Annotated in this window: 16 protein-coding genes; 11 read left to right on the top strand and 5 right to left on the bottom strand. The window is 49.5% G+C overall.

All coding sequences use genetic code 11. The annotated features are described in order from the left end of the window. Positions 1-81: 81 nt before the first annotated feature. Complete coding sequence (locus ACN0UY_RS11765; protein WP_417667329.1) at positions 82-603, bottom strand: hypothetical protein; 522 nt, start codon at positions 601-603, stop codon at positions 82-84. 309 nt (positions 604-912) lie between these two features. Here ACN0UY_RS11765 and ACN0UY_RS11760 point away from each other — a divergent pair, with 309 nt between their 5' ends. The 3 genes from ACN0UY_RS11760 (at position 913) to ACN0UY_RS11750 (ending at position 2,739) form a co-directional block, all read left to right on the top strand. Then, positions 913-1,203, top strand: coding sequence for a lysozyme inhibitor LprI family protein (locus ACN0UY_RS11760; RefSeq protein ID WP_417667327.1), 291 nt, complete (start codon positions 913-915; stop codon positions 1,201-1,203). Positions 1,204-1,328: 125 nt separating this feature from the next. After that, positions 1,329-2,462 carry a TOTE conflict system archaeo-eukaryotic primase domain-containing protein gene (locus ACN0UY_RS11755; protein ID WP_417667333.1) on the top strand — a complete coding sequence of 378 codons (1,134 nt, stop codon included), beginning with the start codon at positions 1,329-1,331 and terminating at the stop codon, positions 2,460-2,462. A gap of 124 nt (positions 2,463-2,586) precedes the next feature. Further along, positions 2,587-2,739, top strand: coding sequence for a DEAD/DEAH box helicase family protein (locus ACN0UY_RS11750; protein ID WP_417667331.1), 153 nt, complete (start codon positions 2,587-2,589; stop codon positions 2,737-2,739). A 175-nt stretch (positions 2,740-2,914) separates the two neighbouring features. Here the strand turns inward: ACN0UY_RS11750 and ACN0UY_RS11745 are convergent, their stop codons facing one another. The 4 genes from ACN0UY_RS11745 to ACN0UY_RS11730 form a co-directional block, all read right to left on the bottom strand. Beyond that, positions 2,915-3,154, bottom strand: a complete 240-nt coding sequence (locus ACN0UY_RS11745) for a hypothetical protein (protein ID WP_417667326.1) — start codon at positions 3,152-3,154, stop codon at positions 2,915-2,917. Beyond that, positions 3,144-5,141 carry a DUF262 domain-containing protein gene (locus tag ACN0UY_RS11740; RefSeq protein ID WP_417667324.1) on the bottom strand — a complete coding sequence of 666 codons (1,998 nt, stop codon included), beginning with the start codon at positions 5,139-5,141 and terminating at the stop codon, positions 3,144-3,146. The genes ACN0UY_RS11745 and ACN0UY_RS11740 overlap by 11 nt, the downstream gene beginning before the upstream one ends. After that, positions 5,138-6,562: a DUF262 domain-containing protein gene (locus ACN0UY_RS11735; protein WP_417667322.1), complete on the bottom strand. Its 1,425-nt coding sequence runs from the start codon at positions 6,560-6,562 to the stop codon at positions 5,138-5,140. The genes ACN0UY_RS11740 and ACN0UY_RS11735 overlap by 4 nt, the downstream gene beginning before the upstream one ends. A 449-nt stretch (positions 6,563-7,011) precedes the next feature. Then, positions 7,012-7,182 carry a hypothetical protein gene (locus ACN0UY_RS11730; RefSeq protein ID WP_417667320.1) on the bottom strand — a complete coding sequence of 57 codons (171 nt, stop codon included), beginning with the start codon at positions 7,180-7,182 and terminating at the stop codon, positions 7,012-7,014. Between the two features lie 268 nt (positions 7,183-7,450). Between ACN0UY_RS11730 and ACN0UY_RS11725 the strand changes: the two genes are divergently transcribed. The 8 genes from ACN0UY_RS11725 to ACN0UY_RS11690 all read left to right on the top strand — a co-directional run bounded on the left by ACN0UY_RS11725 (position 7,451) and on the right by ACN0UY_RS11690 (position 17,735). Further along, positions 7,451-8,695 (top strand): PcfJ domain-containing protein, encoded by a 1,245-nt coding sequence (locus ACN0UY_RS11725; RefSeq protein WP_417667318.1) that lies wholly within the window; start codon positions 7,451-7,453, stop codon positions 8,693-8,695. Between the two features lie 58 nt (positions 8,696-8,753). Next, positions 8,754-8,879, top strand: coding sequence for a hypothetical protein (locus ACN0UY_RS11720; protein WP_417667316.1), 126 nt, complete (start codon positions 8,754-8,756; stop codon positions 8,877-8,879). 335 nt (positions 8,880-9,214) lie between these two features. Then, entirely contained in the window at positions 9,215-10,222 is a 1,008-nt protein-coding gene (locus ACN0UY_RS11715) for a dynamin family protein (protein ID WP_417667314.1), read from the top strand. Continuing rightward, a complete protein-coding gene (locus tag ACN0UY_RS11710; protein ID WP_071695214.1) occupies positions 10,219-12,483 on the top strand; it encodes a dynamin family protein in 2,265 nt (754 codons plus the stop codon). Before ACN0UY_RS11715 ends, ACN0UY_RS11710 begins: the two co-directional genes overlap by 4 nt. A 13-nt stretch (positions 12,484-12,496) precedes the next feature. Further along, positions 12,497-13,372, top strand: a complete 876-nt coding sequence (locus ACN0UY_RS11705) for a hypothetical protein (RefSeq protein WP_417667312.1) — start codon at positions 12,497-12,499, stop codon at positions 13,370-13,372. Next, positions 13,372-16,632 (top strand): ATP-binding protein, encoded by a 3,261-nt coding sequence (locus ACN0UY_RS11700; protein WP_417667310.1) that lies wholly within the window; start codon positions 13,372-13,374, stop codon positions 16,630-16,632. Before ACN0UY_RS11705 ends, ACN0UY_RS11700 begins: the two co-directional genes overlap by 1 nt. Continuing rightward, positions 16,632-17,300 carry an HNH endonuclease gene (locus ACN0UY_RS11695; protein ID WP_417667308.1) on the top strand — a complete coding sequence of 223 codons (669 nt, stop codon included), beginning with the start codon at positions 16,632-16,634 and terminating at the stop codon, positions 17,298-17,300. The genes ACN0UY_RS11700 and ACN0UY_RS11695 overlap by 1 nt, the downstream gene beginning before the upstream one ends. Next, positions 17,301-17,735 (top strand): DUF6985 domain-containing protein, encoded by a 435-nt coding sequence (locus ACN0UY_RS11690; RefSeq protein ID WP_417667306.1) that lies wholly within the window; start codon positions 17,301-17,303, stop codon positions 17,733-17,735. The last annotated feature ends 223 nt before the right edge of the window (positions 17,736-17,958 follow it).

Here is a 17,958-nt window from a genome sequence, read left to right as displayed (position 1 = left end):
TTCAGGCGCACGCCGGGCGCAAGCGAAATACGACGTTGAAAACGAAAAGCCATCGACACTCCTTGAGGCTGGAACCTTACATCATTGGTTCACTCGCCGTTGATCGCGCTTACCCACGACACAGTACCAGCGCGCCTCTTCCTCTTGCCGCCGCTTAATCGCCGCCTGCATGGCTTCTTCTGAGGTCGCATAGCGGGTGCGTGACGTACCGTAACTGAACTGCGCGCTGCGTTTTTTGCGTGATCCGTCGAGCATCAACTCATACCAAGCCGCCACCCAGAGTGTTGTTCCCGTGGGGCGCTCATAGTGGTAAACGCCCGTCATCGGGCCAGCGGGCCGTTCACGATGACGCGCGACGGAGCGTGCCTCTACTCGCAACAGCTCCTTCCAACGACGCTCGCCCCAAATCTCTCTGCCACGTTGGTCTCGATACGCAAGGCAGCGCTCAAAAGTATCGTATTCACTGGCTAAGCGCGGGATCGACTTAGTTTCAGGTTTCCCCGACGGGCGTGGCACGCGCACCATGGGGTTACTGTGGCTTTTGGGCCACGACACGTATTTGGTGCTTTCCCATAGCTGGGGTAAGGACAGCGCGTTTCTCATTTTTAAATCAATAGCTTTTTAGTGAGCAGGGATTTATAAAAAGTAACAGCTTCACGACTCGGTAACCTCTGCTTTTCTGTGCGGTATGCGCTCGCAACCATACTTCAGAATAATTAGCTATCTTGATAATAGAAGCAATGAATTTAAGCCAATCGCCATTTTCTTGTCGGCAAGCATCAGTACAACAATTGAACAGAGAGCAATAGCGCCATGAAACGCCTCAATATCAAACGTCTCTTACTCGTCGCTACCCTTCTGACTAGCGCTTCCGCTTACGGTAACGAATATTCAAAATCCTATGAGGCATGTATGCAGCAAGCGGTTAGCACTCTCGATATAGTCACCTGCATATCAAACGAATATGAACGCCAGGACCAGCGGCTCAATGACAACTACCAGCAGCTTCGTGGCCACCTCAGCGATGAACGTCGCGACCAGCTGCTTAGCGTCCAACAGATATGGATTACATACAAGGAAGCCAATTGCGGTTTCTATGCTGACCCAGAAGGAGGAACAATGGCGCGTATCAACGCCAATTCATGTTTGCTCAGCGAAACCACTAGGCGAGCGGATGAATTAGAAAATCTAATGCAGCCGTGAACACCAGAAAAATGGGCATGATGATGCTCACTTTGTTAAAGCCCTGACGGTAAATTAGCGTTCATAAGCCTCTACTGAAACACGCAATCATCAAATAAAGTAACTGCACTAAGCACGAGGTAGGTATCCGAGCAGATCAAGAGCTTGCTGCTATTGAGTTAAGGCTATCAGAGCTTGAGAGGGAAAAGGCTGATCTTCTTTCCCGGAAGCGCGAGCTGCAGCATGTTGCGCACCGGCTCACTGCACCGCCGCTAACCCCCGATCAAAAAGTCGAGCTGTTCGGGAAGCTTTTTCGTGGTAGGCAGGACGTCTATGCGATTCGCTGGCAGAACTCCAATGGCCGTTCCGGCTATGCCGTCGCTTGTGAGAATGAATGGGTCCCAGGGCTCTGTCAGAAACCCCAGGTCAAGTGCGGGGAATGTCCCCACCGACAATTCAAACCCCTAAACGTCAGCGCGGTGTACGACCATCTTTCTGGCAAGCAGGTGGCTGGCCTTTACCCTTTACTGCCGGATAGCTCCTGCTATTTGCTGGCAGTCGATTTTGATAAAGAGAATTGGAAAGCTGACGTTCTTGCGCTTGCTCAAGCCTGTCGTGATGAAGATATTCCTTATCTTGTTGAGATCTCTCGGTCAGGAGCGGGTGCCCATCTGTGGATATTCTTTTCGGAAGCCGTTCCGGCCTGGTCAGCGAGGACGTTGGGATTTAAGTTGCTGGATAAAGCCATGAATCTCCATCCTGGCTTGTCCTTCAGTTCTTATGACCGGTTGTTCCCGAATCAGGACACGATACCTGCTGGTGGGTTTGGCAATTTGATTGCCCTGCCACTTCAACACCAGGCGCGACATCGCGGCTGTACAGTGTTCGTTGACGATAACTTGACACTTTATCCGGATCAATGGGCCCTACTCAGTCGGCAAAAATCTCTCTCACCGGATCAGCTCGGAGAAAAGATCGGCAGGAAACCTGATGCCGATACTACCGCAAACGCTGCATTGCCTTGGGAGCAAGCGCTACCCGTTGAGGCAAAGAAAATAACCGGATGCCCTGACACCGTCACGCTCATACTGGCTAATCATATTTATATGAAGTTGTCAGATATACCAGGGATGCTGGCTGCTCGCATTAAGCGCATGGCGAGCTTTGCCAATCCCGTCTTTTTCACAGGCACTTCGTTTCTCAACGCATGGCATCCCTCGCTACATCTCATGTGCCCGAATCGAGCAAGGTTATCTCTCGGTACCAAGAGGCTGTTTTGACGAACTCCAAACATTGCTGCTGGGCCAAGGAATTACAGTAAACCTCGATGATCGCAGACTACCCGGCCAGGTTCTAAATGGCATCAGTCTGAAAGCAACGCTGCGTGATGAGCAGAATAGGGCTGTGGAGGCACTTGCCGAGCATGATACCGGGGTGCTGCATGCGCCGACCGCGTTCGGCAAAACCGTAACGGCCATTGGCCTTATCGCCAAGCGACAGGTCAACACATTGATACTCACTCATAGTCGCCAGTTACTAGGACAATGGAAGGAGTGAATCGCCCCAGGTTTCGTAGACACCTGCGGGTATTATGCTAAAAGTTAGGAGGATCCATGAGCCGTTGATCGACTGACAGGCCCTTTTTCAGTAGATGTAAGATGTGCTTTTTCATCAGCCGGTCATAGCGTTCCAGTAGCTTGCACTGCCAGTCAGCAGGATTATGCTTTTTAGCTTAGCCAGCTGAATGCTCTGAATTTGCTCCAAAAAATCGCCAGAACAGCTTTTCATCAATGACGTACTGGGCTTTAAAAACCATAGGCAAGCCAAGACGAAAACCGCTGTTGGCCACCAGATCGTCGGCCGGTGTTTTCCTCACATCGCCGGCAGCTTTCAGCTCTTCGGTTGTCATACCAGTGAAGGCCTGCTCGATAGTAGTCTCCAGTGTCTGCTCATTGGTTTGGCTAACCATCACTGCCTTCTCCCTGTTGGTAATGCATCCGCAGCACCTCAAGCATCCGTTTTTGGTGTGTGGCAAGTTCTGCCTCGGCCCACTGATTTCCGACATCGGTGTGCAGCTCAAAAATCTCTCTGAGCTTTAATGAGTCATACCTGGGTTTACTTTGAAAATCTGCCTTTTTCTTGAGCACAGTCTGATTACTGTAGGATGAGTTCTCACCCGGGCTCAATAGCACCAGGTTACCGAACGCATTCAATGAACTCTTTGCTAGGACAGTTTTATGCTCCTCATTCTGAGGATGCACATGCTCAATAGAATTCTTCGAGGTGATGCGATAGCGTTTCAGCTTGTCATTGCGCTTATCGCCATTCTTCCACAGCAGATACTCCAGCTTCTGAAACCAGTAGTGCTCAAAACTGGTACCAAGGGGCGTATCCAAATACCGCTCCTTCGTGAACCAGGCAGCCAACACTGGGTTCCGCCCGCTGGCTATTTTAAAGCTGGCTTCTTTCTGGGTTTCAGTGGTTAACGACAGTTCGTTATCCAGCTGTTCCAGTGTTGCCAGCACCTGTGAGTCCGTCATATCAGGCTGGTCAATCAAGCGACCAAGCAGCGCTGTTAGCCAATACTGGGCTGAGCGATCGCCGGTAAAATTACGCACAGATTGCAACTGCACCAATTCGCCCAGATCTTTTGCCGTACGGTTGATGTAGTAATGATTTCCAGACAAGGATCGGCTGATGGTGGTTAAACGTAACTGAGGGTCTTCCCTGTCATCATGTTCAACCCACTTCACCACCCAGGTATCAAACTGATAGCGCACTTGCCACAGTAGCTCGATAAAGGCCTTAATGACGGCCTCATCCTGCTTTAGCAACCCCTCAAAGCAGGCTAGTAAGTTACCGGCTTTGATGCGTGGCCCCAGATCAGGCCAACCCTTTTGCGCATGAAAAATTCGCAGGGTATGAATCAGCAGCAGCTCAAAGCCGATGATGGAACGACAGTACACCGTTTCTGCGTCGATATTTTCCGTAGTGTCGTTCAATTCTATCTCTTTGGCATTTTCCGGGGCATCGCCGGCATTCACCTCTGCCAATAACAGAACCACTGATTTACCCCTGCTATCTTCTATGCCCGATGCGCTTTCCGGTTGTGAAAAGGCACCACTGAACCGTTTCAGAGCCTTGTATTCCAGATCATTCCAACCGGTTTGGGGAAACAGTTGACGCAGGTTGCGCTCGAAATAGTTTTCAAGATGCTCGCAAGCCTGCCAGATCTTGCTATACAACGCTTTATCGGTGTTGATCTTCTTCAGGAGGCGAGCTTTCAACAGATCCACCGGCTCCAACTGAATGCCGGCAGTATTCATGCTGGCAAAGAGGCGGTTCAGGTCCATGGTGACTGGCACGATGTTATTGACCCAAATAACCTTGCTGTACAGGTAATCGGCAAAGGAACCGAGATCAAAGTCAGGATCCTTTTTCAGTCTTTCGACCTGCTGCTGGAGCACTGTCAGGTTGGCTGCCAGCGATTTCAGGTATTCATCGTGTTTGATTTCTTCATCCCCTGGCCGGGGAAGCTTTTCCAGCCCCGCATAACTGCCTAGCAGATTGCTGACAGAATCGCGGATCTCGAAGCTCAGGCGTGAATGCTCAGCCAACAGCGATACTTCGGCCAGTTTCGAATACACGCCCTCTGCCTTTGCCTTGAAGGCGATAGAAATGAGCATCAGGGTCGTTGTGCGCTGCTGTCCGTCGATCAGTTCATACACTTCTCGATCGTCAAAAGCTCGCCGAGCAGAAAGCGAACTACCAATAAAGTATTGCGTCTCGCCGGTTGAGAAAGCCTCTTTAATGTCCTCAAACAACTTGACCACATCGTCGTCTGACCAGACATAGGGCCGCTGATAACTGGGAATCAGAAAGCCCAGGCCACGGTCGTTCACCTCCTGCAAGGTCAGTAGTTCTGTGTTCACCTGATGGCAGGTTGCCACTGAACTCATAGTGGATCTCCTGCCACTTTAAGAGTGAGCGCCTGAGCAAAGCTTTCTTTGTATTGCCCAGGCTTCAATTCCAAAGCAAAGAACTCGCAGACTTTGTCCATATAACGTTTTTTCACACTGTTTTTATCCAGATTGCTGCCCTCCACCGTTAACACAAAGCTATCCAGATAGGCGAAACACTGCTCCGGCGTGTAACTGAGCCCGATCCAATCCAGTACCGGATACTCTCTGGTAAAGGCATAAATTGATTTTTCACGCACGGCTTTCTGATTGCTGACCCGACGTGAATACACCACCAGGAAGAGTTTTTTGGCTGCTTGTTCCAGCTGGTTCTCGCCGAACTGGCTGATATAGAGCAGCAGGCAAGCTTTGTACAAACCTTCCAGATAGCCGCAGCCCTCCATGCCTTTGAGCCAGACGATGAGTGAATGATAGCCGGGCAGATGGGGCAAGTCGGGTTTTTCCCAGTAGCCGTTATACAAGCCCTGGAAATAGCTCAGATAACGAATGGTATTGACCCCGGCATTCAGCGGCTGGCGCACATCGTAGCCCTGTTGCGCCTGATGGTGGCTGACATCACCTGACAGTCCGGTGTAGCGATAGGTACGGCCAAAAGCGATATCTTCACCCTTGCCGGTTTGTTGTGCGAATTCCGACACGATGCAGTCCCGCAGCTGCTTTTTTTGCTGATGCGAAGGCAGCTCACGCATACCGATCCGCTGCCAATAGCGGCCCTTTAACAGCGCGCTGACGGTTTCATCCAGCTTGCCCAAGGATTCCCACTGTTTGGCAAACGGCTTCTGATGCAGCTTATCTACCGCACGCAGGTGGTGCGCCTTAATAATATCCGGCCCACCCAAACGCACACCCCCGGTATTCTGGGTTTCAAAAAAGCGGTAAGCGTCGTCTTCCGACTGGGTGACCACCAGTGTGAACTGCAGCTTGTTAAAATCCACCAAACCTTGCCAATACTCCGGCTGGCTGCTGAATTTCTCTTTCAGCCATTTCAGGTTGTGCTTGATCTGCTGCTGACTGATGGGATGCTCGTACTCCAACCCTTGCAGCAAAGAAGCCTGAATTTCGCTGTGCGGTTGTAGCAAGCAACCCATCAACGCCAAGGTGGTGATGCGCTGCTGGCCATCAATAATATTCAATTGACCATGGGCCTGATGCAGAATCAGGCTGCCAAGGTAGTAAGACAGCGCCGGGCGGTGTCTGCTGTGTGCAGTAATATCCTGCAGCAAAGCGCTCAACTGGGTATCCTGCCAACAGTAAGGGCGTTGATACTCGGGAATCGTCAACTCCCCAACAATGGCCGTGCCATCACTGCTGAGAATGCGAGCATCACCCGTAACCTGATCTCCCAGCAAGTGACCGGAAAACAACTGGGCAGCACTGCATGTTGCAACCTGAACCGTCATCTTTGGTCAGTCCTCCAGCATCTTGTGGGTGATTTGATTTTTCCTGTCACAACTTTGTGGGTCAGAGTGGGATTGATCCTGTTCAGTAACAATGGACACCTCACCGTTTCATCCTGACAGCAATACAACTTGTAGCTGTTGGACGTTTTCGATGGTGAAGTTGACCTTATCGTCGCGCCAATCTAACTTCCGTGACGCCTGAATATCTTGCTCATTTATAGCAACACTAATGCATGGGCCCCACCAAGCAAGCTCCAGATTCGCCACTACTTCGTCTTTATCATTTACGAGATCGCTGGCATACCCGCTGCACGATATTGTGCTATGAGGCCCTCAACAGCTGGGTCAGCAAACTTAGCGATTGCATCCCAACCCGAACCTATCTTAATTTAAGACTGCTCACGCCGTAACCGAGATTCAGCGGGGTCGAGCATGCGAATGGCACCGGTCTACTCTTCCAGTTTGATAAGAAAACGTGCGCTTTTGCCGCTCACCAGCTCCGAAAGGCCCTCCACGGTGAGCACATAGCCGCCGTCGTCACTGAGGTCTGCCCGACGACGGGTGATCCATTCGCAATCACGCATAACCACTCGCTCACCGAGGGCGTAAAGAGCTGACATGCCTGTTTCCTAGTTTCAACCAGAGGCGATAAAGGGATGCCAGGAGGGTGAGCAAAAGCTCCGCCCCCCGTCGCACTATTTTTATCATGCTAAATAGTGAGTAATCATTAATAATAATGAGGTTATCACTATGCTATAAGAAGAAATAGTCGATCCTACAAATACCTTACTAAACCATTAGTACTAGCTTAACCCAATCAAGCGACACCTAACGTCGCATGCATCTATCACCATCAGTCGACCACCCTGCCTTTAGGTTAAACAATCGATGCGTTCCCTGATCAGCCAGCCCTTTACATCCACCTGCCTTAGCGGGCTTTCTGGCTTTTTGCGGCGCTTCTGGCCTAATAAGAAGCCACCATTTGATCACCGCATTGCACTTGATATGTCTTCTGCGGTGGGTTATCCGATGGTGGTGCGGCTTTCTCCTTGGCAATCTGCAACACCCTTTGCGTGGCTAAGCGAGGCGGAAGGTGAGCCGCTGGCGTCAGGCGCTTTTTTAGAACCGCCCGGTATTAGCTGGAACACGCTGATGGATACCCACGGCGGTGCCTTAACCCAATGCATGCCAGAGGCACTCCGAGTTGCCATTAATTCGGTGCCCTTCCTGGGCGTCGCGCTGGCGCAAGTGGCTGGGCGTTTGAGTGCAGCGTTAGAACTGGCAACATCGTCGCCACTTCTGCTTATCCTGCTCGTCGATAAAGGTCTGCAGGCACAGTGGTCTGAACAGACACTTTCTGCTGTGCTTAGCGAAAAACAAGCCACGCTATGCGGCATAATCGGCTTGCCAGACACACGGGCCAGCGCCAAGCTGCTCCGTCGGTGTCAGCTCTGCCCTATGATTCAGCGGGAATTTATCGTGCTTAAACGCGCACTTCACGACCCGTCGACGACCCGGCTGTTACGGCATTACCCCGCTCCTTACGTGAAGCAACTTATGTTCTTAGCGAATTACGACGGTGAGCGCTGGCCGGGCTTACTGTTGCTAATGGATGACGCGCTAACGTCCAGCCGTGCTGGCCGTGGGAGTGCATGGCTGAAAGAGATGCTGAGCGATACTCAGCGCTTGGCCGAGGCTAACCTGGAGGCGCTACATCGCGTAACGACGGTGACAGGATTGCAAGCACTGCACGACCGACAAGTAACACGTTTTAATACGCGCATGGGTATGGGGGATATGGCCCGTGATGTCGCTTTACTTGAGAAGCGCCATGGGCCTTACCCATCACCACCACTACCTAACCGTGGTGCCATTACGGCCATCACATCGTGGAAAGGATTGCTGCTAGAAGGGAGGCGGATGCACCACTGTGTGGGCAGCTATGACCGCCCCGTTGCGCTGGGCCATGTCGCGATTTATCACCTGCATCTACCGGAATCGGTCACGATTGCCATTGCGCCTCAGGGCCACCAGTGGGGACTCAGCCAAGCACACGGCGTACGAAATACCCAGCCATCATCGGAAGCGCAGCAGGTGATATATCAGTGGCTGGCTGAGCAAGCAGACGCATAGCCTTTAACACCCTCTTTATCATCATCCAATGCGACACAATACGTCGTACTAGGGCGTTATGATGAGTCCAGTAGCCAACAAAGGGGTCGGCCATGCAGTGGGAACACATTTAGACATGAATACAGCATCCATAGCCGATGCAACAAACGATCCAAATGGCCCCAGTGTTGACCGCATCCTCTAATAGCGGGGCTAATCTCGAACGTATTGCAGGCCACCTCAACAGGCATTTGAAGCGGACGATATCCATTGGGATATTTCAATGTAGTGGCTTCTAAAGTAATCAGGCTAACAGCCGATAGCTAATTAAATGTCGCCTGACTACAAAGTAAAATTTTAACTGAGCCTATAGAAATCCTTGGCATGACTTTATGCCTGAGTTCACCAAGCCCGTAAGTCCCTTTGGTGCGTGTAGGCTGTAAATTCAGATACATAAGCCAAAGCATGAGTAAAGAATATCAAGCGGAAAATTAACCAGGTGGGTAATTTCTATTCACGACCACAAAAGTTGACATCACATTGACTAAGTATAGAGAGCAATCTTCAGTCACTTATCCCCCTTTCGATATACTCATTTTGGCGACAATGAGTGCAGGAAAATCCTCCTTCATCAATGCACTTATTGGGGATGACTTGCTGCATGCTGCCAATGAAGCCACCACTGCATGTATCACGACTCTTAGTCATGATGACCAAAGCAAGTCAACCAGCGCTTGCTGCTATGCCTACAATGGCGACCTGTTGGATTCGGTAGTAAACGTTCAGGCTGAGCAGCTAAAAACATGGAACAGTGATGACCGGGTCAAAAATATTGCCTTGCAAGGGAACCTCAGTACCTATTGCCGACCTGCACAAGGCCTGGCGCTGCATGACACGCCTGGCCCCAATAACAGTCAAGATCCCCGTCACGCCCAACTGACTATAGACGCCATTCAGAACATTCCATTCGATATGGTTTTTTACATTCTAAATGCTACTCAGCTTGGAACACGCGATGACAGAACTCTACTAACAACCGTCAAAAACGAACTAGCCCAACTCCAGCGGCCACATGAGGTCATTTTTATCCTGAATAAAGTCGACCAGCTGGATTGCGAAAAAGGGGAAAGTCTCACAAAACACGTTGAGCAAGCCTTTGCTTATCTTGTCGATATTGGCTTTACCAACCCCACCATCGTTCCCATGATCGCCAATGCGGCGCTTTATGCTAGGAAAAAATTGATAGGCAAGCCTCTTTCAAGAAAACAACGTCTCGAATTCGCGAATTTCAGGGACATCTACTTACAAGATAGTAGCGCTCTTCTTAATGCTTCGCGTGTACCTGACGTTATCAGCAAAAACGTTAAGAAGTACATGCAGATCACGTCCCGAAAAACCACTGACACCCCAGCTGACAAAAGTGAACTCTACCTTCTGATGGCGTATAGCGGATTAGCGGCAGTGGTCCTAATTATCAATCGGCAGCGGGCAGCACTCTTGCAGGCACAACCCCGTAAAGAAAAAGCAAAACACAAGGTATCAGCATGAATAAAATTGAAATCATCCACAATCCCTTTACGGTGGATACCCAATTTAGGATCAATGGCCAAGCGCCAGCGGCTAGCTGCAAACTGTCCAGCTATACCGAGTCACGTCTACAACTTTGGGTCGAAGATCTATTCAGCGAATTGAGTGAACTGTTTAACCAAGACAATAATTTCCACATTGTTTTCCAGGGCGTGGAATCAGACTTTCTAGATGTTCAGGAAGCGGCTCATGATGCTATTGCTAACGGCATGCAGGTGGAACTGGTATGGAGAGAGTCAGAGCCAGCCGATCAACGCCTAAAAAAGATCCGTGATCTAATAGGTGAGGCGAACGAACATCCAACATTCAAGCGCTTTATCGAAGAAAACGATGAAGCGCGCCAGTCAATTGAAGAAGCCTTCAATCGGGACTTTGACGTGTATGTTGTAGCAACCATGTCATCGGGCAAGTCAACTTTGATTAACGCAATGCTGGGTCGCGATCTGCTGCCCGCCGCCAATGAAGCCACTACCGCCACCCTTGCCCGAATTACCGATAATGACCAGAAGCCCGATCACTTTACGGCCAAACGCTTCGACCGCAGCGGCCAATTGGTAGGTGAAGAAGAGAAAGCCGATCAGGAACTGCTGAAGGAGTGGAATCAGTTAGCCGATACCCAGCTGATCGACATCGAGGGTAACATCGCAGCCATTCAGGAGCGCCCCGATGTACGCCTGGTACTGACCGACACTCCCGGTCCGAATAACAGCCAAGATGAAGAACATCAGCGTACGACTATGGGCTTCGTTCAAGATTCCAAACGTAATCCGCTGATTCTCTATGTACTCAATGCAAGCCAGTTAGGCACCAATGACGACCGCAACCTACTGAGCTTGGTCGCCGAAACCATGCACAAGGGTGGAAAGCAAAGTAAGGATCGCTTTATTTTCGTGGTTAACAAGATGGACGTGTTCGACCCAGAAAGCGGCGAACATCCTTCACAAGTACTGTCACGGGTTAAACAATACCTGATCGATAACGACATCCATAGCCCTTTAATCTACCCGGCCTCGGCCAACCTGACGCGCCTTATTCGCAAGCCCCAGGACCAGCACACTCGCAAGGAACGCGGTGATTTCCGATCCATGGCTGACCTCTTCAGCGAAGAGGAAAGCATGAACCTACTGCAATATATGCCGATCACTGAAAAGGTGAAACGCAGCTTACAACAGAGAAATCTCTCCCCCTTGATGTTGAGCAGTGGTTTACCTGCTGTCGAGGCAATGATTGACGAATACATCGACAAGTACAACGTTCCACATCGCCTCAAGCGCGCCTATGACGCCTTAATGCGTGCTATCGAGGTTGGACTGAACGAAGCCGAACTGATCGAACAGCTCGGCCAGAACGAACGGCAACTGGAGCAACTCAACGAAGAAATTGAGGCCCTGCAGCAGCGCCAGAAAATGGGCTTTGATACTGCGGCCTACAAAGGTAAGTTGGAACGGGAAGGTAAGACGCTGCCACCGGAAACAGAACAACAGTTGCTCGAGCTAGAGGCAACAGCAGATCCATTCCTTCGAAAACTAGAGGCGCGCTTCGACAAGCAGCAGAAACCCGTCAAAGTCAACATCGCAGAAATGCGCGTTCAGGAAGCCGAGGAAACCCTCCAGTTCCACCACAAAAAACTGATAAATGCCTACGAGAACCTCTTCAATTCGACTCAAGATATCGTTCGAAAAGACTTGGAAGCGGACTACCAGCGCTACATTGCTAATATTTTCCTAGAGTCTGAGCATTTAGACTTGCCAATCCTAGAAGGGATCAAGAAAACTGTCGCCGATATTTCATTCAATCTGAACGTTAAAGCTAACGATATTCAAGAAAAGAAAGTTGTCATCGGCTCACGGCCAGTTAAAGACTCAAAATGGTATAACCCCTTCTCTTGGGGCCGCAAAAAAACTGTTAATGAATACGGTACTGAAAGCTACGTTGATCTTGGTGCCTTGTGGGAAGACAGGCTCACACATATCGAAACGGAATTTAGCAAGTTGGTACAAAATGCGCGAGACGAAATTGAAGTTGGGAAGAATCGACAGATTGACCAGTTCGTAGCTTTCATGACTGACGAGTTCGACCTTAAATTTGCGGAGCTGCTTGACTCTCTGAAAGAAAAAGCCACAGATCGTGAAGCCCGCGAGCAAGCCATTGCCGAAGCCAAAGAGCTTCATACGTGGATCGAAAATTTTAAGACCAACCTCGATAGTACGCTGGCTATTTAATAGGGAGAGCACCATGACTTTGACTAATGAGTGGCTTGATAAGATTAGGAAAGAATTTTTCTCATCGCTCAATCAACCTGAAGTCAGTTCGGTTCACTTGCGTGGCCTCATTAATGAGGCTACGCGGCACGCTCCCCAACTGCTAAGTGAATTCCAACAAAATGAAGACAACATTCTAAGCAAGAAAGCCAAAGCCTGGAACACAACATACTTTGACCATCATATTGAGCACGCTAAGTACAATTTCTCCCGCGAGCGAATTGAGCATCTAATTGAGGTACGTGATTTTTTGCGTGATAAAGGCGTGAAAGGCTTCGTGCCTTCACCACCTCGCTTTTCCAATTCTAACCAAGGGAGTACACCCAACATGGCTTCAAGCCACACACCCTCTGATAACCTCCAAAAATTCGTTGCATCAGGTGATCTGCCCACTATAAGAACTGCTCTACGCTTGGAGTTGAACAGAAATAATCTAGCCAGCGACGCACTGCGGGCTGATCTCGAGTGGACCAAGGCTAGGGTGCCGGGCTTGTTCGAGGCTTACTCGGAGAAGATGCTCGCACGTGGCATGGTGACCGACAGCAAGCTCTGGGACAGCGAGTACTATGCTAATCAAGTTGTCTACCTGAAAACCAACTTCTCCGAAGAGCGTTTTTTACATCTGGTCGAAGTACGAAGCTTACTGCGCCAGCAGGGTGTCGAAGGTTTTGCTGCACGCAACACACAATCTCACGACAGCAGCAGCCAGACGCTTTCCCATGCTGCCAGCGGCCAACCTCAGCAGCACAATGCCGAACACAAGCGAGTATTTAGGACCGCGCTGATAATTGGCGGTGCAGTTGCCGCCCTCGCGATTCTCCTGATTACTTTGATAAATGGACAGAACTAATGAGCAATACATCCTCAAAGCCTCTGGCCATTCGTGAAGTCCAAGAAAATGCTGCCCTTTCACTGGCAGCCTCGCAAACTCTAATTAACCGCAGCTATCTGGCGGAACTTGATCAGTACCCGGTTCAAGAGACAAGTACGTCCGAGGCACAGTTCAGCCGTGCCGCCGATATGCGACTGTTCCATATTGAACGTATTGTTCAGGCCAATAAGCAATCCGTATTGGAAAGCACAACGGCTGCCTATACCGCTCTAGGTGCCGCCGGATATGCGGTATTCATGCTGTTGAACTCCGATGGGCAACAGACCGAGCTTTATCTCGGCACTCGTGGCGAGCCCGGCAAATTGCTGGGTAAGAATTCAGGCGACTTGTTAAAGGAAGTTTTCAAAGGACATTTTCCAGGTAGTGCATTGCACCCTCTAGCGCTGAAAGAAACCAATCAACTGCTCAATAATGTACAGGAGCAGCGGAATAATCCTTCTGCCTGCGTCACATCCGTGACAGGGGTGCCTGCTCTTTCCACCGATAATCGCGAACACTTCATGCAGGGTCTGGAGCGCTTCATTGATGCCGCCGAAGGCCGTGCCTATCAGGCTATTATTCTGGCCGAGCCGGTTTCCTCGCAGAACCTCGATCTGATTCGTGCAGGTTATGAGCAAGTCGCCACACAACTTTCCCCGCTGCTCAAACAGCAGTTATCGTTCGGTGAACAGGAGAGCAATAGTGTTGGCCTAAATATAAGCAAGAGCCTAAGCGAATCACTGGGCACAAGTCTGGGGCTGACCGAGACCAAGGGTACGACGGAGACCAAGGGAACATCCACGACAGAAACGACAGGCAGTTCTGAGTCTCAAAGCAAGCAGACAGCAACCGCAAAAACCGCCTCTATCGTCGCTACTACAGCAGGCATGGCTATTGGTGGGGTGGTCAGCCAAAGCCCAATGGGTGCCATGCTAGGTGCCCAATTGGGTGGTACAGTCGCGGGCGCTTTTGCTGACCAGAGAACTACTGGGTCAAACCATTCGACTGCCCATAGCACGAACGAAAGCTCTAGCACCAACCAAAGCACTGCTACCTCCGAAACCACCTCGACCACACAAACAACGGGTGTTACTGATAGTCGCTCGCTAAACAAGACTTTAGGGTCGAGCAAACAGGTCTCGATTGAGGCCACCGACAAGAGTATTGAGCAGTTACTGCGTAGAATCGATCACCACCTGGAGCGTATCGACGAAGCTAAAACCTACGGCGGATGGAACTCTGCAGCTTATTTTATTGGAGATAGCCAAGCGTCTTCCGAGTCATTGGCCAGTATTTTCCTCGGGTTGATCCGGGGCAGTAAATCCAGCCATGAAGATTTTGCCTTAAGTACCTGGAACTCCAGAAACAAGAAAAACATCATCGACTGGTTAGCGACATTCCGACACCCTCAGCTTCAAACGAACTTCTCGAAACAGATCCCTATCACTTATCTTACGCCGGCGACATTGGTCTCAGGCAAAGAGTTGGCGATCCAACTGAGCTTACCACGCAGCTCTACTTCAACGGTTTCTGTCGTCACCACTGAAACCTTTGGCCGCAAGGTTCAGCGCCTGGACGATACGACAAGTGATACCGACGCGGTGAAAAGTCTGATCCTGGGAAAACTGCGCCACCTGTGGCAAAACCTACCTCAGAATATCTCGCTGAACCTTAATCATCTGACAAGCCATGTTTTCGTCAGCGGCTCTACCGGCTCAGGCAAAAGCAATACACTTTACGGTATGCTTGAACAGATCAGCGCAGCTGATATTCCTTTTCTTGTCATCGAACCCGCGAAGGGGGAATACAAGAATGTCTTCGGTCAATTGCCCGGCGTTCGCGTGTTCGGTACCAACCCGAATTATACCGAACTGCTCAAGATTAACCCTTTCCGATTCCCATCAGGAATTCATGTGCTGGAGCACATTGATCGCTTGGTCGAAATCTTCAATATTTGCTGGCCAATGTATGCGGCCATGCCTGCAGTGTTAAAAGATGCGGTGCTGAATGCCTATCGGGATTGCGGTTGGAACCTTGATGATTCAACTAATAGTAATGGTAACGACCTTTTTCCTACCTTCGTAGATCTTCTTCAAGCATTGGAGAGGGTTATTGAGGACTCGGCCTATTCACAAGAACTTAAAGGCAACTACATTGGCTCGCTTTCTACACGTGTTAATTCTCTCACCAACGGGCTGAACGGGCAGATTTTCACTAGCGACGAAGTTGGTGACGAAGAGTTGTTCGATTGTCGCGTGATTATTGATCTCAGCCGTGTCGGCTCTTCCGAAACCAAGGCTCTCATTATGGGCCTTTTGGTTATGCGTTTAAGTGAATATCGCATGACTCAGGGAGGCATGAACCAGCCGTTGCGTCATATCACGGTATTGGAGGAGGCTCACAACATACTCCGCCGTACATCGGACAGTGTTAGTGAAGGGAATGGTGTTGCCGCCAAAGCGGTTGAAATGCTAACCAATGCCATTGCCGAGATGCGGACTTATGGCGAGGGTTTCATCATCGTCGACCAATCCCCCAACGCCGTTGATATCGCTGCCATTCGTAATACCAGTACAAAAATCATTCTGCGCCTGCCTGAGGAGGCTGATCGGCGCTTGATAGGCAAATCCGCGGCCTTGAGGGACGAACAACTCGATGAGATCGCCAAACTGCCAAAGGGGGTTGCGGTCGTCTATCAGAATGACTGGTTGGAACCAGTACTCTGCCAAGTCAACAAATTTTCTGGACAGGAAGTGATTTATCGCAAGCCTGCAGAGACTACACAATTCAACCGTAAGCATTTCAACAAAGAAGCATTGAAGCTTATTCTCAGAAACCGAGTAAAGAGTGATATAAACCTCCAGCTCATAGAGCAGGGTTTGTCCGACCCAGCATTAAAAGATGATGTAACAGCAAAACTAAGTAAAGAAGTGAACGAATATAAAGAAGATGTTAGAAGCACAACGCTAAAGACAGAGGACTTTTCTCTTACCGCTCAGAAAGTGGTATGTCTACTGGGTTGTCACAACTTTGTTAACAAGATTGCCCAGCACCCACTCCCCATAGGCCAGCTTGCTGAAAAATTAGACAACATAGTAAGCACGCTTGCTGGAGACATTTCAATAGAGCTACGTCTCTCGACCCAACAATGCCTTTTAAATAATTTTGCTCAACAAAATCATAGAAATATAGAAATTTATTCCGCATGGCGTAACCATATCGAACAAAGGGGCTTCTGATGGAGTTCAGTAAATCATTTTTACTACAAGAAACACCATCTTTCACCCCCACATCCTTAGAGGCAGGGGAAGTACTCAGCATTGATGATTTGGACAAGCCTATCACTTTCTCCTCTTATGAGGGACAGATAGATACATCTGAGCTGGATGAAAAGATAGTGCCCCGATTTTCTCATAACATAGAAGTCGAGGCTCATCACTATGCGGCGGAAGGAAGATACTTGCCTGAAAGCGGTGGTGAGTGGAGTGGCGACAGGGGAGACTCGGACTGGGTGTCGGATGATGGCATTTCACCCAAAAAACACAATCCCGAAGGAATGACATGGCAACAGATAAAAGAAGAGCTTAGTTTTGAATCCATCCCTTTTGAAAAGGGGGAGCCAAATTTTGAGGCTGTTAGTGAAGCGACCGTGGAGATAGATGATTTTACGGCCGACCGAAATGCCAACTTCACTCAGGCCGATGAGAATTGCGCTAAGCAATGGACAGAGAAAGAAGAAAATGGAAAAGCTTGGTCTCCTTCGGACGTAAGAGTCTATCGTAAAGAAAATGGCCTAAGCTGGCATGAGCGAAGCGATCAGAAAACTATGGATCTTGTACCATCATTGGTTCACGGAAACATTCCACACTCTGGCGGTATTTCTGAAGCAAAGAAGGGGTTCGCATAAATGACTAAAAGCGCTAACACTACCACGCTTGACGATCCTATTTTTGGGAAGATGGCGTACAAGCACTCTTGGTATAGAAGGCAAAGCATTTATTGGTGGAATACAACGGGAGTGGATGTTCAGATTACAGCTCATGCCTACAATGGAGAGGGAATTTCTGACCAGCAAAGGACAGCATTCTCGGAATATAAAGAAAGAATTGAAGATATTATTAAAACTTCAATTCCTAGCATTTCTGTGTACTTAAAAAATACTTACGATAAATTCTTTAGTGAAGAAGAAATTTTCAATGCCCTCACTCCACGTAATATATTATTCATGGAGAATGGTGACTGGGGGATCCTGTTTGATACAGATATCGACATTGAGCATGGAATAGCCTTATACAAGGAAAAGGGTACTTTTAAAGTTGGCCCTCAAGATGATTTTTTATAAAACAGTCCGGTGCAATAACCCCTTTATACTGTCACAGCCGCTGGGGGACATGACTCACTCCATTAATGGATAACACGCATTGCCCTACTAGGTGTAGGGTCCCTGATGATCACATGAGCTATAGAAGTTATCCTCTATTGGCCGCTAGAGAGCTTCTAAAGCAATGCATCCGGGAGCAGGTATATGGACATCAAACTGCATAAGCAAGCGACCACGACACCCA

It is taken from the genome of Pseudidiomarina sp. (genome assembly GCF_048268165.1).
GTDB lineage: Bacteria > Pseudomonadota > Gammaproteobacteria > Enterobacterales > Alteromonadaceae > Pseudidiomarina.
The sequence above is the reverse complement of the archived record's forward strand: the minus strand, read 5'-3'. Positions and strand labels throughout refer to the sequence as shown.